This is a genomic window from Mycobacterium sp. (assembly GCF_052143115.1).
Lineage (GTDB): Bacteria > Actinomycetota > Actinomycetes > Mycobacteriales > Mycobacteriaceae > Mycobacterium.
Map to the genome: position 1 here is coordinate 1 of NZ_JBKQTQ010000173.1, position 19114 is coordinate 19114.

At 65.8% G+C, this 19114-nt stretch carries 17 protein-coding genes, 1 tRNA gene and 1 pseudogene; 8 read left to right on the top strand and 11 right to left on the bottom strand.

The features are described 5' to 3' along the window. Window positions 1–612 precede the first annotated feature (612 nt). Complete coding sequence (locus ACLQI9_RS17415; protein WP_442391967.1) at window positions 613–1581, bottom strand: GlxA family transcriptional regulator; 969 nt, start codon at window positions 1579–1581, stop codon at window positions 613–615. Window positions 1582–1693: 112 nt separating this feature from the next. Here ACLQI9_RS17415 and ACLQI9_RS17420 point away from each other — a divergent pair, with 112 nt between their 5' ends. The 3 genes from ACLQI9_RS17420 to ACLQI9_RS17430 all read left to right on the top strand — a co-directional run bounded on the left by ACLQI9_RS17420 (window position 1694) and on the right by ACLQI9_RS17430 (window position 2878). Further along, on the top strand, window positions 1694–1990 hold the full coding sequence (locus tag ACLQI9_RS17420; protein WP_442377921.1) for a putative quinol monooxygenase: 297 nt from the start codon (window positions 1694–1696) through the stop codon (window positions 1988–1990). 24 nt (window positions 1991–2014) lie between these two features. Next, window positions 2015–2332, top strand: a complete 318-nt coding sequence (locus ACLQI9_RS17425) for a DUF4326 domain-containing protein (RefSeq protein ID WP_442377919.1) — start codon at window positions 2015–2017, stop codon at window positions 2330–2332. A gap of 105 nt (window positions 2333–2437) precedes the next feature. Next, complete coding sequence (locus tag ACLQI9_RS17430) at window positions 2438–2878, top strand: VOC family protein (protein WP_442377917.1); 441 nt, start codon at window positions 2438–2440, stop codon at window positions 2876–2878. Between the two features lie 577 nt (window positions 2879–3455). On the opposite strand, the gene ACLQI9_RS17435 is transcribed toward ACLQI9_RS17430, so the two are convergent. From ACLQI9_RS17435 to ACLQI9_RS17465, 7 genes and pseudogenes are all read right to left on the bottom strand, one after another. Continuing rightward, the gene (locus ACLQI9_RS17435; protein WP_442377915.1) at window positions 3456–4193 is read right to left on the bottom strand and encodes a hypothetical protein; all 738 of its coding nucleotides are present in this window, start codon (window positions 4191–4193) and stop codon (window positions 3456–3458) included. Window positions 4194–4310: 117 nt separating this feature from the next. Further along, a tRNA-Ile gene (locus tag ACLQI9_RS17440) sits at window positions 4311–4384 on the bottom strand. 5 nt (window positions 4385–4389) lie between these two features. Further along, window positions 4390–4680: pseudogene (locus tag ACLQI9_RS17445) on the bottom strand (tyrosine-type recombinase/integrase); the annotation flags it as partial. Window positions 4681–5203: 523 nt separating this feature from the next. Continuing rightward, window positions 5204–5428, bottom strand: coding sequence for a hypothetical protein (locus ACLQI9_RS17450; RefSeq protein ID WP_442377913.1), 225 nt, complete (start codon window positions 5426–5428; stop codon window positions 5204–5206). A gap of 59 nt (window positions 5429–5487) precedes the next feature. Continuing rightward, on the bottom strand, window positions 5488–6327 hold the full coding sequence (locus ACLQI9_RS17455; RefSeq protein ID WP_442377912.1) for a carboxymuconolactone decarboxylase family protein: 840 nt from the start codon (window positions 6325–6327) through the stop codon (window positions 5488–5490). Window positions 6328–6334: 7 nt separating this feature from the next. Then, on the bottom strand, window positions 6335–7708 hold the full coding sequence (locus ACLQI9_RS17460) for a metallopeptidase TldD-related protein (RefSeq protein ID WP_442377910.1): 1374 nt from the start codon (window positions 7706–7708) through the stop codon (window positions 6335–6337). Continuing rightward, entirely contained in the window at window positions 7705–9222 is a 1518-nt protein-coding gene (locus ACLQI9_RS17465) for a TldD/PmbA family protein (protein WP_442391968.1), read from the bottom strand. The genes ACLQI9_RS17460 and ACLQI9_RS17465 overlap by 4 nt, the downstream gene beginning before the upstream one ends. A gap of 42 nt (window positions 9223–9264) precedes the next feature. On the opposite strand from ACLQI9_RS17465, the gene ACLQI9_RS17470 reads away from it, so the two are divergent. From ACLQI9_RS17470 to ACLQI9_RS17480, 3 genes are read left to right on the top strand one after another with little or no spacing between them, the layout of a single operon-like run. Further along, complete coding sequence (locus ACLQI9_RS17470) at window positions 9265–10149, top strand: carbohydrate ABC transporter permease (RefSeq protein WP_442377906.1); 885 nt, start codon at window positions 9265–9267, stop codon at window positions 10147–10149. Continuing rightward, window positions 10136–10960 carry a carbohydrate ABC transporter permease gene (locus tag ACLQI9_RS17475; protein ID WP_442377904.1) on the top strand — a complete coding sequence of 275 codons (825 nt, stop codon included), beginning with the start codon at window positions 10136–10138 and terminating at the stop codon, window positions 10958–10960. The genes ACLQI9_RS17470 and ACLQI9_RS17475 overlap by 14 nt, the downstream gene beginning before the upstream one ends. Continuing rightward, window positions 10957–12294, top strand: a complete 1338-nt coding sequence (locus ACLQI9_RS17480) for an ABC transporter substrate-binding protein (protein WP_442377902.1) — start codon at window positions 10957–10959, stop codon at window positions 12292–12294. Before ACLQI9_RS17475 ends, ACLQI9_RS17480 begins: the two co-directional genes overlap by 4 nt. 10 nt (window positions 12295–12304) lie before the next feature. On the opposite strand, the gene ACLQI9_RS17485 is transcribed toward ACLQI9_RS17480, so the two are convergent. Beyond that, complete coding sequence (locus ACLQI9_RS17485; RefSeq protein WP_442377900.1) at window positions 12305–13150, bottom strand: CbiQ family ECF transporter T component; 846 nt, start codon at window positions 13148–13150, stop codon at window positions 12305–12307. Next, window positions 13147–15231: an ATP-binding cassette domain-containing protein gene (locus ACLQI9_RS17490; protein WP_442377898.1), complete on the bottom strand. Its 2085-nt coding sequence runs from the start codon at window positions 15229–15231 to the stop codon at window positions 13147–13149. The genes ACLQI9_RS17485 and ACLQI9_RS17490 overlap by 4 nt, the downstream gene beginning before the upstream one ends. Window positions 15232–15357: 126 nt before the next feature. Here ACLQI9_RS17490 and ACLQI9_RS17495 point away from each other — a divergent pair, with 126 nt between their 5' ends. Both ACLQI9_RS17495 and ACLQI9_RS17500 read left to right on the top strand, forming a co-directional pair. Further along, the gene (locus ACLQI9_RS17495) at window positions 15358–15846 is read left to right on the top strand and encodes a MarR family winged helix-turn-helix transcriptional regulator (protein ID WP_442377896.1); all 489 of its coding nucleotides are present in this window, start codon (window positions 15358–15360) and stop codon (window positions 15844–15846) included. A gap of 117 nt (window positions 15847–15963) precedes the next feature. Then, the gene (locus ACLQI9_RS17500; RefSeq protein ID WP_442377894.1) at window positions 15964–18534 is read left to right on the top strand and encodes an ATP-binding cassette domain-containing protein; all 2571 of its coding nucleotides are present in this window, start codon (window positions 15964–15966) and stop codon (window positions 18532–18534) included. A 17-nt stretch (window positions 18535–18551) separates the two neighbouring features. On the opposite strand, the gene ACLQI9_RS17505 is transcribed toward ACLQI9_RS17500, so the two are convergent. After that, window positions 18552–19088, bottom strand: a complete 537-nt coding sequence (locus tag ACLQI9_RS17505; protein WP_442377892.1) for a methyltransferase family protein — start codon at window positions 19086–19088, stop codon at window positions 18552–18554. Between the last annotated feature and the right edge of the window lie 26 nt (window positions 19089–19114).

Below are 19114 nucleotides of genomic sequence, written 5' to 3' on the forward strand. Positions count from 1 at the left end.
GAACCGTGAGCGTGTGCCGGACGAACCGACAACGCAGGTGCAGACGGCGTCTGAGTTCGCGGACGGCGCCCCGACCATGCACTTTCAAACAGCCGTTCGGCGCTAGAAATAGCTTCCCAAGCTGAATCTCACCCCGCCGCAACATACGCAACATACGCCCACACGCCGGGGTGAAACCGGGGGCGAATGGCTCTACTAGGCTGACCTATCGCTTCTGTACGGCTCCGACCAGTAACTATTCGGTGGGGCGGGCGGGGCTCGAACCCGCGACCAACGGATTATGAGTCCCTAGCCAACTCGTCGGCGACCAGGCGAAACGGTTAGCTGAAACCGGCCAAATCGCCTACACACCACCATGTTTCGCCGTTGCCGGTACGGCTACGGTACGAGGCCGGTACGCCCAAGAATCGCCCCCGGACGCCGCGTTCACGCCGCGACGAGATCCGCGCGGCGCTGTTAGCTAGACGCCGAGGCGGTGAGACCATCCAAACCCGGGGCACCGACCGCTTGCGGGAGACCTGCCGCAGACCAGCCGCCGGTTGAACTCTCAGATCAGAAAGTCTCCGGACTCGCCGAGGCGGTCCGTTGAGCCTGTCCGCGGGGGTCCAATTTCTACGCCATCTGGCCAGCTGGTCGGAGTACCGCTGTCGTCTTCCCTGTGCGTCGGCGAAGCAGCACACGCAGGGTGTTGGGGTGCTCATAGCCGACCTTGCGGGCGATGGCTTCCAAAGACAGATCAGTTGTGCGCAGCAGGTGGCTTGCACGTTCGATCCTGAGGTCCTGGATGAATCGAATCGGCGAGGTGCCCATCGTGCGCTGGACGCAGCGCTGCAGGGTCCGGTTGCTGACGCCGATGGCTTTGGCGGCGTGCGAAACGTTGATCGGCTCGGCGAGTCTTTCGCGGGCCCAGCGTTCGAAAGCCGCGACGGTTGGATCACTGTGGGCGAGGGCGCTGGGAATGGTGTAGGCCGATTGCGACGGACGCTCGTCAACGACCAGGTATTGGGTCACCAGATGGGCCAGCGCGGGGCTGCTCGCGCGGACGATCGCCAGGGCTAGGTCGACGTGCCCGAACGCCGCGCCTGCGGTGGTGACGTCGTCGCAGGCGATGACCATCTGGCTCTGATCGACCCGGACTGTGGGGTATCTGGTGCGAAAGACCGGTGCCAGCCACCAGCTCGTCGTCGCGCGCAGGCCGTCCAGGATGCCCGCCTCCGCCAGCAGGAACGTTCCGGTGCAGGCAGAGGCGATAGCCGTGCCGCGTTCACGGGCTCGGGTGATCTGCTCGCGGACGGGCACCGACCGGGCCCCACCAACGTGTTCGAGCAGTTGCGTCGGCCGGCGCTCGGCCATCGCGGGAACGATCAATAGATCCGCTGTCTCAGCAAACGCGAGAGGCTTGGTAGCCACCAGATGTCCAGCCCCAGTGCGCACCTGAGGCTCAAAGCCGACCGTGGTCACGTTCCAGGTCGGAGGTTCGCTGATCTCCTGGCCCATCGCGTTCGCGCCGTCTAACACGTCGAGTACCGCCGCGAGGCCCGAGTCGAAGACACCGTTGTAGACAAGAACAGCCACTTCCATGACGTAAACGCTATCAATGGTGTCGTTCCCGCCACTGATGTTGTAACTCTCCGGCGGCATAAGCTCGCCGTACGCCGGAAACCCGGCAGTTTCCACAGGAGGAGTGATCACTATGAAAATCGGAGTGTTGGCTCGTATCGAGGCCAAGCCCGAGTACGCCGACCAGGTCGCGACTATGCTGCACGACGCTGCAGAGTTGGCCGCCAAGGAGCACTATGCGGTGAACTGGTACTCATTCCGTCAGGACGCCACGACCTTCGGGGTGTTCGACACCTTTGACGACGAGCAAAGCCGGCAGGGCCACCTGAACGGCCAGATCGCCGCTGCACTCGCGAGCGCTGGTGAGACCATGCTGGTTTCCGCTCCGGTCTTCACGATGGTCGACTTGCTGGGAGTAAAGGTCGCCTAGATAACCGCGGAAAGACGCCAGACCATGAGCCGCACCACCGTCGTCAACCTCAAAGGGCATCGAGACGACCCTGATTACGCCGATGTCGTATATGTAGGTCGTGCGATGACGAGAGGCGGCTGGCGTCTGGAGCAATCGCCGCTGGCTAGCCCCTTTAGCCCGGGTCGTGACGGAACGCGTGAAGAGGTCGTAGCTAAATATCGGACATACCTTCTCAGTCGACCCGATCTTCTCGGGCTCCTGCCCGGGCTAAGGGGCCGCCGCCTCGGATGCTGGTGTGTCCCTCAGGCATGCCATGCCGAAGTGATCGCCGAGATCGCTGATGCCGAGGGCGCCCTGTGACTTGGCGGCCGGCCTCACCACGCGTCGATGTCGAGGTAGATGGTTGGGTGTCTCACACCACGGCACCCACGAAATCCGCTTAAAAATCCCCAAGGAGCGCTCCTCATGGATACCCCATCACAATTCCAGCTTCCGCCTAGCGACGGTTTTGTCGCCACCCACTTTCTGGTTGTTTCCGACCAAGACCGATCGCGCGACTTCTACAACAAAGTGTTTGGCGCCCGAGTTGTGCGCCACCGTGACCCGGTAATCCTTCAGCTGGCCAATACCTGGCTGATCCTCAACGCTGGCGGCGGCCCGACGGACGATAAACCTACCGTCACCCTCACGACGCCCAGCGACCCCAACACCGTTAGCGCGTTCCTAAACATACGCGTTGCCGATATCGACCAAATGCACCGCGAGTGGAGCGGCCGCGGCGCGCAATTTGTGACTGATCCCATCGACCGCGGCAATGAAATCCGCGCCTATATCCGCGACCCTGACGGGCACCTTATCGAGGTCGGTCAATGGCAGGTCGATGTAGTCGATCGCTGCTCGGGGTAGAGATGGGCCTCACGCCGAACCATCCCAAATGGTGGTGTCTCCATTGCAACCCACGTTGACGCGGAGCGTCAGATCGGTGTGTGCCCCGGAATGGGGCTATGCACGCCGCGCCTCGACGCGGCGGCCAATCTTGCGGACCAGGAAGGCCGAGCTGATCTCTGCGACCCCGTGCACGACCGTCCCCGCAGCGACCCACGTCAGCAGTGCGGTTAGCGAGCCCTGCAGCGAAGCCGCGACCCACCCACCCGATCGCCAGCTCGGCGAGGGCGGCGATCAGCAGCAGCCGCCACCCGCGTTCTCGTCTGGCGGCGATGGCGGCCACGACCCCGAGGGCGGTCGTTGACCTGCAGTTTCTCGGTGGAGCTGCCGGGAATCGAACTCGTCAGTTTTGAGTGAATCTTCGTGGGGCAGGCGGACTTTCGCGCTGGTGAATTATCTAGCGCATTCAAGTTGCGGTTGAGGCGACACCGATGTGCGACCGGCGCGCACGAAGCCGACCTGCGTAACGCCCGTGCTGGCCCGCCGATTCGTCGCCGGATTGGCAGGCTTTAACCAGCAACGATGCGCACCGGCGGACCTACTCGGTCTCGACCCGCAGGTCGGTCAGTTGCAGCGACACCAGGGTCGGGAAGGGCAGCGAGCGGTTGCCAGGACCGATCGGGTGGACCCACCGGCGAGTCGGGAACAGCAGCCCGCCGGCCTGAACGTAGTCGGCGCAAAAAAGAGCAGCCCTCGCCCAGCGGCCGATCACCTCGGGGACGTAGTCGTGGCGTCGCAGCCGACCACCGGCATCGACGTAGAAGGTCTGGCGGGGCGAGTGCGTGTCGATGTCCGGCGGGAAGGTCGCGTCGAGGCGCCGCCATGTCTCTCCGCCCTCCGGCCATGTATCTCCATCGCTGACCTCGACCCCCTCACGAGTCAGGAGGTACGGGAACGTGAGGTAGTTCCACATCGCGTAGCCGGCGAAGTAGACGGCGTCCAGCGGGTCCCAGCGAATGTTCCGGCGCAGGCCCGAGCGGCCGAAGAACGCGGCCCGTGCACTCGCGCGCGAGCTGATGACCTCGCCGTCGTGACTTTCGATCCGCACCGCCCCGCGCTCGAAGACCCCCCGCTGCCCGTCCCGCGGGAACGGGTCGAAGACCGTGCGAGGCTCCTGCACCTGCACCGTGATGTGGTAGTCCGCGAATCGGTTGCCCGGCACCCGCGTTCGAATCAGCAGCCCTCTCGTGCGCACGCGCGCATGGACCGTCCCCGCCTTCCGCCATCGCTCCAGCCCCCCGTGGGCGTCGAGCACCTCATCCAACAGAGAGGTCATCAATCCACACTATCCGCGCATAACCAATTCCGTACTGCTGACGGTCGAACTAACTGGGAGTTCTGTAGGTCACGCGAGCTGATCACGCCTTCCCCCGTTTGTCCAGGCCTTTTAAGGTGGGGCGGGCGGGACTCGAACCCACGACCAACGGATTATGAGTCCGCGGCTCTAACCAACTGAGCTACCGCCCCTGGTGCTAACAAGCTGCGGCTTTGTCCTCCAGGTCTATCGAATCTGCTTCAGAACACCGCACCGATACCGCAGTACTCGCGATGGCTTTGCCCAGTGCATCCGCTACGCCTGCCAAGTCGTCGCTGAGCAGGTGTGCGTAGCGGTCCAATGTCATGGCCGCTGTCGCGTGTCCTAGAAGTGTCCGCACGACTTTGACATTAGCGCCCACACTGATCGCCAGCGATGCCGTGGTGTGCCCCAGCCCGTGCGGCACCAGGCCGGTGATACCCACGGCCGTGCACGCTTTGTCGAACGCCACGTTGAGTACGTCTGATAATCAATCTGTTTCAGCGGAAGAGCGCCCCACTTGGGCAACACGAGGGTGTCGAGTAGAGGCCGATACCCCGCGAGCGTCATGGGTTTCCGGTGCCCCTTGGTTGCGAACCATTGCTCAGCGGCCGAGCCAAACGTGCCCTCCTCGCCGAGCTGGGGCTGCGTCGGAGCTGAGATCGCCTCAAGCGGTTATGACTTCGGCGGTCCGTCGAGCACTGCCATGATGGCCGGCGCCAGGTATCGAGGAGTACAGAACGACGGCCGTCATGGCATCGCCTCGGCCCACTCGATATGCCCCTCGAAGCCTCGCAAAACCGTGCGCCCCCGCGCAGCCAAACGAGGGAGCCAGCACGCCCCGGCGAAGTTCTCTGCAGCTTGTTGGGCCCTCGGAGCCTCCGCACCCCGTCGAGATTAGCGCCGCGCTGGTTGCCGGTGACGGTGTGGTGCACCTGAGCGGTGTGGGCCGGGCGTGGGCGGTATACCGCCCAGCCACGCTGACTCTCTCGCTACGACCCTAGGCGCGGTTGGTCCGGAACGCCGCCGGTAACCGCCGCCGCATAGGCTTGGGCCAACGTCTCCAGAATCTCCGGTGTCAAGTTGTGCTCGGCCTCGTGCTTGTCCAGCACCGCGATGATGGCCCCGAATAGAGATTCGGCAGCGTCGTGCTGCGCTTCCTTTGCTGTTGCCGTGGCTTTCTCTTTTACCAACTCTCGGTCGTCGCGACTGGTCATGGGATTGCAACACGGGGGCACCCATCGCCGCACGCTCTGAGGAATGACACAGATTACGGTTAGCTGAACACTGTCTGACCGTCGACGTCGAGCAGATACTGCTCGGTACCGCTTTCGACCCGCGGGGCATCGCCGGCCAACGCCACCGCGACCTTGTTGCTGGCGTTGCGCATCACGTCGAAGGTCAGCTCGGCGGCCTCGTCGTCGGAGAACTGCGCGCGCACCGCGGCGACGATGCCGCGGTCGATATGGCCCGGCGACCAGATCAGCGCGTCCGCGTACCGCAGTGCCGCCTTCTGACGATCGGTCAACAGCTCCGACGCCTCGAAGCGCTCGATGTCGCCGTACAGCCTCTCCGACCCGCCGGTCTCCAGCGCCGTCGTCTCACGCAGCGACTTGCACAACCGGCAATTGTGTTGAGCCGCACCGCGCAGCCGGACCACCTCGGACGTCAGCGCGTCGAGGTCGCGCAGCCGCGCGACCGCGGGCAAAAAGCCGTTGAACACCGCGTCGGACGGGTCGGTGGTGTGATCCCAGGCGACTCGACCGTCCGCCCATCCGAGGTACCGCTGGCCCACCCCGAGGGCTTCCAGGCCGGCCCGCACCCGCGGAACGAAATCGGCGATGTACATCTGCACGACGACGCCAAACGTGTTGTCCCCCAGTGCAGACCACAATCGTGAGCGCTGCTCGCCACCAATCATCGAGACATCGATGCTGAACTGTTCGGCGAAGTCGGCTACGACGGCGTCGGCATCCGATCCCGGGCCGGTCACCGCAACCTCGGCCGGAAGCGCGGGCAACGACAGCGTCTGGGCGCAGACGCGCCGGATCCGGGCGGCAGCCCGGCCGTCGCCGGGCGACAACGCGACCAGCCGGGTCAGCTCGTCGTCACGCACCCTCGCATTATGTCGCCTGACTCACCGACGACATGTGAAAGTCGGGAATCCGCAGCGCCGGCATCGCCGTCCGGGTGACCCAATCGCCCCACTCCCGCGGCAGCGTCGCCTCGCTGACGCCGGCTTGGGTGGCCCGTCGCAGCAGGTCCAGCGGGCTCTCGTTGAACCGGAAGTTGTTGACCGCCGCCGTCACCTCGCCGTCCTCGACGAGGTAGACACCGTCGCGGGTCAGCCCGGTCAGCAACAGCGTCGTGGGGTCGACCTCGCGGATGTACCACAGCGTGGTCAGCAACAGCCCGCGCTCGGTCGCCGCGACCAGGTCCGCCAAGTCGGCGCTGCCACCGGTCATCACCGCGTTGTCGGCGGCCAGGGCGACCGGGGCGTTGAACTCGGCGGCGGTGGCACGCGGGTAGGCCAGCGCGTTGATCACCCCGTCGCGGATCCAGTCCACCCGCTCGATGTCCATCCCGTTGTCGAAAATCGACACGGTCTCCGACGAACTGGCGGTCGCCACGAACGGCGTGCACGCCAAACCGGGCACGGTGGGATCGGAATACAGCGTCAGCGGCATATCGGTCAGCCGCTCCCCCACCCGCGTTCCGCCGTCGAGGGTAGACAAGGCAGTGCGACCCTCCTCCGCGCCACGACCGGCCATCGACCAGGCCAGGTAGACCATCATGTCGGCCACCGCCGACGGCGGCAAGATGGTCTCATAGCGGCCTTCAGGCAGCTCGACGCTGCGCTTGGCCCACCCCAGCCGCGTGGACAACTGCTCCAGCATTAAATCCGTTGGCACAGCAGCGAAATCGGGCGCGCCCACCGCCACCCACGCGCTGGCACCGTCGCGTTTGGCGTTGATCTCCACCGAACCGGTGGGCTGGGTGTAGCGACGCCGCAATCCCCCCGAAGTCGCCAGATACACCGTTTCCAGCGCGTGCCGGGCAAAGCCGTACAACTGGTCGCTGCCACGGAAGCCACGACTCAACCCCCGGGTGACGTCGGCGAACACCTCGGGGCCGGTGCCCAGCGTCGGCGCATCCCAGTCGGCCGGCGCGCCGTTGCCGTTCAGCAGCGGAGCGGCGTCGCGGGCTTCTGGCGCCGCTATTGCAGCCGCCTGCGACGCTGCAACCAGTCCCTCGATCACCGACGGATCGACCTCGGACGATGTCAGCGACCCTGCCCGCGCGGTATCACCTTGGCGGACAATCGAAATCACCGTGGTACTGCGCGCGGTTGACACCCCGTTGGTGGTCATCGAGCTGTTCGCCCACCGCAGCGACGCCGCTATCCGGTCGGTGACCAGCACGATGGTCTCGTCGGCACGTCCCCGCCGTGCCGCGGCGTCGAGGGCGATGTCGACCACCTGCTGCGCGCTGATCATTGGCCGGCCTCGATGCGGGCGTTGAGCACGTTCACGCCGCGGAACAGCGCGGACGGGCAGCCATGGCTGACCGCGGCGAGCTGACCGGGCTGGGCCTTGCCGCAGTTGTACGCCCCACCGAGCCGCCAGGTCGATGGCCCGCCAACGGCTTCCATCGAGTTCCAGAAATCGGTGGTGGTGGCCTGATAGGCGACGTCACGAACCTGCCCGTCCAGGCGTCCGTTGCAGATGCGGTAGAACCGCTGACCAGTGAACTGAAAGTTGTACCGCTGCATGTCGATCGACCACGATCGGTCACCGACGATGTAGATGCCGTCATCGACGCGGGCGATTAGATCGTCGGTGCTGCGGTCCTCGGGGCTGGGCTGCAGCGACACGTTGGCCATCCGCTGAATCGGAACATGATGCGGCGAGTCGGCATACGAGCAGCCGTTGGAGCGTGACAGGCCCAGTCGCGGCGCGAACACCCGGTCCAGTTGATAGCCGACGAAAATCCCGTCGCGCACCAGATCCCAACTCTGGGCAGCCACCCCGTCGTCGTCGAAACCGACGTTGGCCAAACCGAATTCGACGGTCCGGTCGGCGGTCACGTTCATCACCGGCGAGCCGTAGCGCAAGCTGCCGAGCTTGTCGGGGGTGGCGAACGACGTACCGGCGTAGGCGGCCTCGTAGCCGATGGCGCGATCGTATTCGGTTGCGTGCCCGATGGATTCGTGGATGGTCAGCCACAGGTTAGTGGGATCGATCACCAGATCCGTCGGGCCGGGTTTCACGCCGGGCGCCTTGATCTTTTCGGCCAGCTGCGACGGCAACTGCGCCAGCTCGTCGGTCCAATTCCAGATGTCGTCGCCTGCCAGCACCTCCCAGCCGCGGGCCATCGGCGGCGCCAGCGTGCGCATCGAGTCGAACCCGCAGCCGCCGGCGTCGATGGTGACCGCCTCCAGGACGGGCATCAGCCGCACTCGCTGCTGGGTGATCGTCGAGCCGAAGGTGTCGGCGTAGAAGGTCTGCTCCTTGATGGTGTTCAGGCCGGCCGACACGTGATCCACCCCGTCGGCGGCCAGCAACCTGCCGGAATACTCGTCGAGCACGGCGATCTTGTCGGCGGTGGGCACGGCGAATGGGTCGATCCGGTAGCTCGACACCCAGCTGACATCGGTGTACACCGGTTCGGGCGCCAGCTCGACGCGGTCGGTGTTCAACGCGGCCAGCGTGGTGGCGACCCAAACGGCGCGGCGCGCGGTGTCCGCTGCGACCGTCGGCGACAGCTCAGCGTGCGAGGCGAATCCCCAGGTGCCGTCGACGATCACTCGGACGGCCAGGCCGAGCTCGCGGCTGAGCACCGCGGTCTCCAGCTCGCCGTCGCGCAGTTGGATGATCTCGGTGGTGATGCGGTGAATCCGCAGGTCGGCGTAGCTGGCCCCGGCCGCGGTGGCCGCCGACAGCGCGGCGTCAGCCAGCTCGTGGCAGGGCAGGTCGAGGAAGTCGGCATCGATCCCCCGGTTCGGTGTCACGACACCACCGTAACGAGGACACAGCGCGCTAATGTCTTTGACGTGGTTGACCGCCAAAGCGCCAACGGGCACCGATCGACCGCGCTGGGCTATGCCCTGCTCGCCCCCAGCCTGTTCGGTGTGACCACGTTTATGCTGCTGCCGATCTTTGTGGTGGTGTGGCTGAGCCTGCACCACTGGAATCTGCTCGGGCCGATCGAGTATGTCGGAGGCGCGAATTGGCGCTCGGTGCTCAGCGATGCGGAGTTCGGCAATTCGCTACTGGTGACGCTGGTATTTGTCGCGATCGTGGTCCCGACACAAACCGTGCTGGGGCTAGCGGTGGCGTCGTTGCTGGCACGCGATCTGCCCGGTAGTGGACTGTTTCGCACGCTTCATGTGCTGCCGTGGATCTGCGTCCCGCTGGCGATCGCGGTGTTATGGCGCTGGATCCTGGCGCCCACCGACGGCGCGATCAGCACCCTGCTCGGCCATCGCATCGAATGGCTCTCCGATCCCGGCCTGGCATTGCCGGTGGTGTCGGCGGTGGTGATCTGGAGCAACGTCGGCTATGTCGCACTGTTTTTCCTCGCCGGCATTCTGGCGATCCCGACCGATGTCCTCTCAGCGGCTCGCATCGACGGTGCCACCGGCTGGCAGCGGTTCCGGCGTATCACGCTGCCGATGCTGCGGCCGACCATGTTCTTCGTGCTGGTCACCGGAGTCGTCAGTGCCGCGCAGGTTTTCGACACCGTCTATGCGTTGACTGGCGGCGGACCACACCACCGAACCGATTTGGTCGCACATCGCATCTACGCCGAGGCGTTCGGCGCGGCGGCGATCGGACGGGCCTCGGTGATGGCCGTGGTGTTGTTCGTCATCCTGGTCAGCGTCACCGTTGTCCAGCATCTTTATTTCCGTCGACGGATCAGCTATGACCTCACCTAAACGACCCTCGGCGGTTCTGGTCTACGCCGGCCTGACGCTGGGCGCATTGATCACGCTGGCGCCGTTCGCGCTTGGCCTACTGACGTCGTTTACGTCTGCGCACCAGTTCGCCACCGGCACACCGTTGGCGTGGCCGCGGCCGCCGACGCTGGCCAACTACGCCAACCTGGGCGGAAAGGGGTTCGGCCGCGCGCTGGCGGTGACGGCGTTAATGACGGCGGTGGCCCTGCTCGGCCAGCTGAGCGCGTCGGTCCTTGCCGCCTATGCGTTCGCGCGGCTGCGTTTCCCCGGCCGGGACGCGCTTTTTTGGGTGTATCTCGCCACGTTGATGGTGCCGGGCAGTGTGACGGTGGTGCCGCTATATCTGATGATGGCGCAACTAGGACTGCGAAACACGTTCTGGGCGTTGGTGTTGCCGTTCGTATTCGGCTCGCCGTACGCAATTTTCCTTCTGCGCCAGCACTTCCGCGCGATCCCGGATGACCTGATCAATGCGGCCTATCTGGACGGCGCCAACACGCTGGACGTGATCGTGCACGTGGTGCTGCCATCCAGCCGACCAATTCTGGTCACGCTGATGCTGATGACCGTGGTCGCGGAGTGGCACCACTTCATGTGGCCTCTGATCATCACCAGCGGCACCAAATGGCAGGTGCTGACGGTGGCAACGGCCGCGCTGCAGTCCCGCTACAACGCCCAGTGGACGCTGGTGATGGCTGCGACGGCCGTGGCGATCGTGCCGCTGCTGGTGTTGTTCGTGATCTTCCAGCGGCACATCGTGCGCTCAATCGTCGTCACGGGGCTGAAGTGAGCCGGCCCCGGTTTTCCACCCTGTTCGCACTTGGTTGGGTGCTACTCGCCGCACTGCTGGGCGCCACGGCGGTGCTATTAGACGTCACGGCTGAGCCGCCTAGCGGCAAGACCGTGATTACCGTTCGGCTATGGGATGAGCAGGTTGCCGCGGCGTATCGGCAATCCTTCACGGCGTTCACCCGGGCGCATCCCGGCATCGAGGTGCACACCCACGTCGTCTCGTACTCCACCTACTTCAACACGTTGCGCACCGATGTCGTAGGCGGTAGCGCCGATGACATCTTCTGGATCTCCAACGCCTATCTCGCGGGATACGCCGACGGCGGCCGGCTCATGGACATCGGGAAGACCCTTGGGGCGGACGCCGCGTCCGCCTGGGAGCCGTCGGTGGTCGAGCAGTTCACTCGCAGCGGCAGGCTGTGGGCAGTGCCCCAACTAACCGATGCCGGAATCGCGTTGTACTACAACGCCGATCTGCTCGCCGCCGCCGGTGTCAACCCCGCCGACCTGGCTGCGCTGAGGTGGAGCCCGGACGGCGGTGACACTCTGCGCCCGATGCTGGCTCGGCTCACGGTTGACGCCGACGGACGCACAGCCGCCACGCCGGGTTTTGATCCCGAACGTATCCGGCAGTGGGCTTACAACGCGGCCAACGACGGGCAGAGCATCTACCTGAACTACATCGGGTCGGCCGGAGGCGTGTTCCAGGACGGCGATCGCTTCGCGTTCGACAACCCCGGCGCGATCGAGGCCTTCACCTACCTGGTCAAGCTGATCAACCATGACCACGTCGCGCCGCCTGCCTCGGACACCAACGACAACGGTGACTTCTCCCGCAACCAGTTCCTGGCCGGCCGAATGGCGCTCTTCCAGTCCGGCACGTACAACCTGGCGGCGCTGGCCGACCAAGCCGGCTTCCGCTGGGGCGTGGCGATGCTGCCGCAAGGCCCCAAGGGCCGAGTCAGCGTCACCAACGGGATTGCCGCGGCTGGTAATCCGGCGTCCAGGCACCCAGACGCGGCGCGCCAGGTGCTTGCTTGGATGGGCAGCACCCAAGGTAATCAATACGTGGGCCGGCATGGCAGCGCCATTCCCGCAGTGCGGTCGGCCCAGCGGGTGTACTTCGACTACTGGGCCGCGAAGAAGGTCGACGTTGGGCCGTTCTTCGCGGTGTTGAACGGACCGCGCATCGATGCGCCCGGAGGCGTCGGCTTCGCCGCTGCAAATCAGGCCCTCAAATCGTATTTCGACGAGATGTTCCTGGGCCGAAGCGATGTTTCGACGACCTTGCTGCGAGCCCAAGAAGCGGCCAACGCCGCGACGCGTCGCTAGACGCTCGCGGCTAGCGGCCCAACGGCATTTCCAGCGCGATCGACGCAATGCAGATCGCCGCGGTGATCGAGAGTGCCAGCCAGTCGGCCAGTTTCGGCCGCGGCGGCGCCGCGGCGATCTGACCGGTGCCGCCGCGCGCGGTGATGGCATCACCCATCTCGTCGGCGCGCCGCAACGTGACCGTGATCGCCGCGGCGATCAGGTCGATCAACTCCAGGGCACGACGCTTGCGACGAGCCCGGCGGGTAGCCGCTACCTGCTTGGGCCGCAACTGGCGCGCGGCGTAAAGCACTCGGAATTCGTCGATCAGCATCGGGAAGGCTCGCAGTGCGAGCGCCAGTGCAACGGCCCACTCGTCGATCGGGATCCGCAATAGCCGCAAAGGTCGGCCCAGAGTGGCCACCGCGGGCGCTATTTCGCCGACATTGGTAGTCCACGACACCATCGCTCCCAGACCCAGCAACACGATCGACAACGTGGTGATCCGCAGGAAGTTCAACAGCCCACCGAATCCGAGTGGCACCCCGGCCAATTCGATCATCGGACTGCCGCCGGCGAACGCCGCGGTGACGCCGCCGAAGGCCATCAAAACCCACAGCCAGTGCGGCACTGACGGAAGCGCGCCTCGCGGAATGTGCGCGATCCGGGCCGCCGTCAGCACCAGGGCCGCCACCAGCCCAATGGTGATCCATCCCGGAAAAAACGTCAGCAGCACCGAAATACTGAAGACCACTACTAGTTTAGTGCCGGCCCAAAGTTCGTGGACTGCCGACGTACCCGGCACCGGACGCAGCAGAACCACCGGGCGGGAAGGGCGGCGGGTCGGGTGTTCATCTGGCGGCGCAGTGGTCATCACAGACCTCCGGCCGTCGTCGAAGCCGGTTCGAGCACACCGTCACGCAGATGCAGGATGCGCGGGCACAGCTCATCCAGCCCGGTGAAGTCGTGGGAGATGACGATTACGGTCAGACCCTTCTCGCGGCGCAGTTCCTCGAGTAGCCGTAGCAGACCGCGTTGCGTGGCGGCGTCCAGGCCGGCCAGCGGCTCGTCAAGGATCAACGCCCGCGGCGAGCGTGCCAGCAGGCCGGCCAGTACCACCCGCCGCATCTGACCGCCGCTGAGCTGGTCGATGCCCCGTTTCGCCAGCGTGCGGTCCAGTCCCACCACGGCCAGCGCGGTCGCCACGCGCTCATGGTCCTTGGGCGAAAAACCTGCCGCCGAGGCCACTTCCAAGTCGACCCGGCTGCGCATCAGCTGCAGCCGTGCCGCCTGGAACGACAACGCCACCGCCCCGACCTGCTCATGGGTGGGGCGGCCGTCAAGCAAACAGGTTCCCGTCGTCGGCACCGTCAGCCCGGCCATGATCCACGCCAAGGTCGACTTACCTGAGCCGTTGCCGCCATGGATAAGCAGTCCATCGCCGTGGTGCAACGTGAAGCTGACATCGCGCAGCGCGGCCTTCGCCCACGGGGTTCCGCTGCCGTATTCGTGCCCGACGCCGGCGAGTTCGAGCACCGGAGCGCCGAAGTCGTGGCCCATCGTGGCGGTTGCGGCCGGCGCGGCGGTGGTCTCCACCATCTCGGTGTTATCCCCGGAATCGCTGAGATTGATTGTGCGGTCGGCAGAATCGGCCTCGTTGTTGTAGTGCGTGATGTGAACCAGCGCCGTGCGGTGCCGCTTTTTCATACCCGACAGCACTCCCAACAGCGCTTCCCGTCCCTGCTGGTCGACCATGCTGGTGACCTCGTCAGCGATGAGCAGCGCCGGCTCCCGCGCCAGCGCTGCGGCCACCGCCAGCCGCTGCAATTCACCGCCCGACAGGCTGTCGGTGTCGCGTTCCGCGTGCGCGTCGAGACCGACTTCCTTCAGCAACCGACCGACGTCGATCCTCGTCCCGGGCGGCAGACCCCACACCACGTCGTCGGCCACCCGCGTGCCCAGCACCTGGCTTTCCGGATGCTGCATGACCACTGCAGTGCCACCCAGTCGACCGAGCCCCACCGCCCCGGGGCGTTCGACGATGCCCGACGTCGGCGCGCGGCCGGCCAGCATCAGCATGAGTGTGGTTTTGCCTGATCCGTTGGCGCCGGTGACAGCGACATGTTCGCCGACCCGCACGTCCAGGCTGACCGCCCCCAGCGCGTCGTGATCGGAGCCCGGGTAGCGGAATCGCACCTGCTCCAACCGGACTGGCACCGGAGCAATCGGCGGACCCTCCACGGGTGCGTCCAGTTTGTGCACATCGGGGATGCCGCGCAACCGCTCCAGCACGCGCGACAGCGCCCACCAGCCGATCAAGGACACCACCACGACCGAGACGATGCCGTGGCCGAGCAGCAGCCACGGCCAATAATGCAGCGCCTCGGCGAGGAACCACTTGAGACGGTCGGCGGCCAGTTCAACCCCGGCTCGTATCGGCCCGCTGAGCGGGAAGGGGTGGTCGGTCGCGAAGCGCCCGATCGCCCTCAAGACGGCCGAAATCCCATCGACGTTGGCGGTGACGGCGTCGAATATCAGGTGCCGGAGCCGTGCCAGCACCGCCAACGCGGCAACCGAGACCCCGCCGAGCACTGCCCCCGCGACGAAGGAGGCGACGATCACGGTCCGGGTGCCCAGGCGCCTGCGTTTGACGACTCCGGTAAGGCCGCCCACATAGGCGCTGTGGACAACGGTCATCAAGCCGCCGAGACCGGCGATCAGAAATGCGATCACCCCGGCGGCGACCACCGCGGCGATCAGCACGCGGATGCGGTAGCGGTAGGCCAGCAGCCCCATCGGAACCATGCCCAGCAGCGCCAATGCGCCCGCAAACGGGACGACGACAGCGATGATCGCGGTCGCCGCACAAAGTGCCGCCATGACCGCTGACTGGGCGAGTTCGCCGGGTCGCAGCGGACCAGCCCGTCCGGGCGTGGTCGCAGGGCGAGTCGCGGTCATTTCATCGATTCTGCCAGTTGTCCGGGTTGTTCCCCGAACGCGCAGCGTGGTGGGTCACACTAGTTTGCTCCATCGAAATTACCCGGTTGAGTGGTCTACATAGACCAGCTATGCAACTATAGGTGGATGACTTCATCCGCCACCGCCGATCGGGGCGCGGCCGGGGAGGCCGGCGCCGGTCTGGGCGCGGATCTGCTCGCCGTAGTCGCCCGGCTCAACCGCTATGCCACTCAGCGCATCCAGATGCAGTTACCGGCCGCGCAGGCCCGACTACTGTCGACCATCGAAGCCCACGGTGAAGCGCGGATCTGTGATCTGGCCTCCATGGACCACTGCTCACAACCGACGATGACCACCCAAGTGCGGCGGCTCGAAGACGCCGGCCTGGTCGCCCGGACCGTCGATCCTTGCGACGCCCGGGCCGTCCGCATCCGGATCACACCTGAGGGCATGCGCACACTGACCCGTGTGCGGACCGACCGGGCCACGGCGATCGAGCCACAACTTGCCAAACTGGAGTCCGCAGATCGTCAGACGCTGGTGGATGCGGTCGTGGTACTGGGCCGCGTTCTGGAGGATGCGGCGCCGGCCCCGCGACCGGGCGCATCTCGGTAAAGCCTGGTAGCGCGGTCGCTTGGGCAGCGCCGACGTCCCTGCAGCGGTTGTCGGCGCATGATGGCGAATAGACAACCGTCACTCGACCCAACAACATGGGCGCGGAAGGTGGTGGCTATGCCGACGGAAGCATTCGCTTCCCCCCTGATCGTCTGGTTCGGACCTAATCGATACACCTTTCCCGTCGGCCGGGACGTGACCATCGGCCGCGACAGCCGCGCAGATATCCGCGTCGACGGCGCGGGCACGTCCATCTCACCCATCCACGTGGTGGTGCATCACAACGGCAGGCAATGGATAGCCGTCGATCGCGGTGAAGGCGGCATCTACGTCGACGGCGTGCGAATGTCCACGGTTTTCATCCATGACGGCAGGGCGATCACGCTCGGCGATCCACAGCACGGACCCCGGCTGGTATTTCAGCTCGGACCCCCGCCACCCCCGCCACCGAGGGCTGCGCGTCGCCCGGCGATACGGCCCGCGCCGCCGCCACCCCACGCTGCACCTCGCGGACCCAGCCGACCAGGTTGGCAGCCCGCCCCTGCGCCGCCACCGCGGTCGGATCAGCCGAAACGACCGCCGTTTGCGCCCCCGCCCGTCATGCCGACACCGCCGCCACCTCATCGCGTCGGCCCGCCGGCGCCGCCAACCCAGCCGGCACCGTCCCCCGCTCACTTCCACAGGCCGCCCCCGGTCCCCCAACCGCCGCCGCCGGGGCCGCCCCCGGTCCCCTGGCCGCCGCCCGCGCAACCGCCACCGCCCGCGGTCCCCTGGCCGCCGCTAGTGCAACCGCCGCCGCAATATCAGCCGGCGACTGTGTCAGCCCGGCCTCCGGGCCTCCGCAAACGGACTGGGCTCGTCGACGCGTTGACCGGCGCGATGCAAAAGCTGCGACCGCAGCGCCCCGAACCCCGGCCGCATGAAGCCGAACCTCGGCCGCATGAAGCCGCGCCTACCACTGCGCTGCCCCTGCCTGACGCACCAGATGCAAAGGTTGCAGAAGCCCCGCTCCCGCCACCGGCGGTCAAGGCCGGTCCGCTGGAGGCACGTCAGGTGCGGCTCACCGTCGATGGCGAGCAGGTGCTGGCGGAACTGTCCTTCACCGCTGAGCCGGGAACGCTTACTGCGGTCATCGGACCCTCGGGGGCCAGCACATCCGCTCTGGTCGACGTGCTGGGCGGAACGGTGCGACCCAGCGTCGGCACGGTCCATTTCGACGGCCACGACGTTGCAGCCGATCATGTGCGGCCAAACATCGGAGCAGTGCCGCGCTACGACCTGCTGCATCCTGCGCTGACCATCGAACAAGCATTGGGCTACGCGGCTGAATTGCGCCTGCCGCCTGGCACTTCCGCTGATCACCGCCGTCAGAGGGTGCACTGGGCGCTCGACGAGATGAAGTTGAGCCTGCTGCGCACCGTCCAGGTGGGCAACCTGACCGCCGAACAGCGCAGGCGCGCATCGATGGCCATGGAACTGCTGACCGGTCCGTCACTGCTTGTCCTTGACGAGCCGACCGCCGGACTCGACGAGGCAGCGGAACGCGAGATGACGGCGACGTTGCGACGATTCGCCGACGAAGGACGCGTCGTCGTGGTGGCAACCACATCGCCAACCGACATCGACAGCTGCGACCAGGTGGTGCTGCTCACCGGCACTGGTACTCCGGCATTCGCCGGACCGCCCGCACAGATCGGCGCCGAACTGGGAACGACCGACTGGACGGAGATCGTCGCGCGGGTCAGCACGGATCCGTACGGCGCGCATGACGCGTATCTGGCCCGCGAGCAGGAGGCTCCGCCCGCGGCAGAACCATCAGGTCCGGTCGCGCCGACTGTCCTGGCAGCGCGCCCGCCGCTGTGGCGCCAGATCGTCATCGCTGCTCGCCGACAGGGCTGGCTGATGGTCGGTGATCAGCGGCATTTCATCTTTCTGACCATCCTGCCGGTGCTGTTCGGCGCGATCGCGTTGCTGGTGCCCGGCGATGCCGGCCTGGGTCCGGCGAACCCTTACGGAAACAGTCCCGACGAAGCCGTCGAGATCCTTGCCGTGCTCGTCATCGGCGCCGTCGTGATGGGCACGGCACTGGGCATCCGCGACCTCTTCGGTGAACAACGCATCTTCCGCCACGAACAAGCCAACGGTTTGTCGGCGTCGGCGTTGCTTGTCGGCAAGATCATCGTTTACAGCCTTGTCGCGATCGTCCAGATCGCGATCATGACCACCGCCGTTGTTGTCGGCAAAGGCACGCCCACTAACGGCGCCGCCCTGCTCGGCGGTTCCACTTTCGAAGCCGTCTTCGAGCTGTTTGTGGTCCTGGCCATCACCACCATCGTCTCGGCAATGGTCGCGCTGGCGCTGTCATCGCTGGCCAGCTACTCCGAGCAGATCCTCTTGATGGCCGTGCTGATCGTGCTGATTTCGGTGGTGTTCGCCGGGGCAATGTTCCCGATCGTCGGCCGGTTCGGTCTGGAGCAGATCTCGTGGGTGGTGCCGTCGCGGTGGGGTTTCGCCGCCTCAGCGTCCACCGTCGACGTACACGCAGTCAACCTGCTGGCCGCATCCGATGATTCGTGGAAACACTCGACTGGCTGGTGGCTGTCTGACATGGCGATGCTGGTCGGCCTCGGCGTCGTGGCCACCGCGTCGTTGCGCTGGCGGCTGAGGAGGCCGGGACGCCGGCGCTGATGACCTCAATGCCGTTGTCAGACATACCGTCTGACACGTCGGCAATACGCCGCGTACGCTTCGCCGTACTGCCCCCGCATGAACTCCTCCTCGCGCAGTACCTGACGGTGGAAGAGCCAGGTACCGGCGAAGAGGTAGAGCAACGGAACCCAGTTCGGAAACACCAAGAGTTGGCCCACCAAAACAAGAAACAGCGCGACGTAAATGGGGTTGCGGCTCCAGGCAAACACCCCAGTGGTCACCAGCTCGTCGGGACGGTCGACGTCGATGCCAACCCGAAAACTTCTGCCGAACGAAATCAAGCTCGCCAGCATGACAAGTAAGCCACCACAACACAATCCGACCCCGACCCAGGCCACAGCATCGGACCGAAAAAACCTTGTGCCGCCAACAAGCGGCCAACCGAACGCCGCGGCGAAGACGGTGTAGAAATACAACATCGCGACCGGCGGAATGAAAAAATCTTTCTTGTCGATGCCGCCGAAATGCATCGCACGCGTTCCGACCCTGCGCAGCAGCAAAACTCTGGTCACGACCATGCCGACCAGCAGCACAATCGTCGCAGCGGCTAAATATCCGG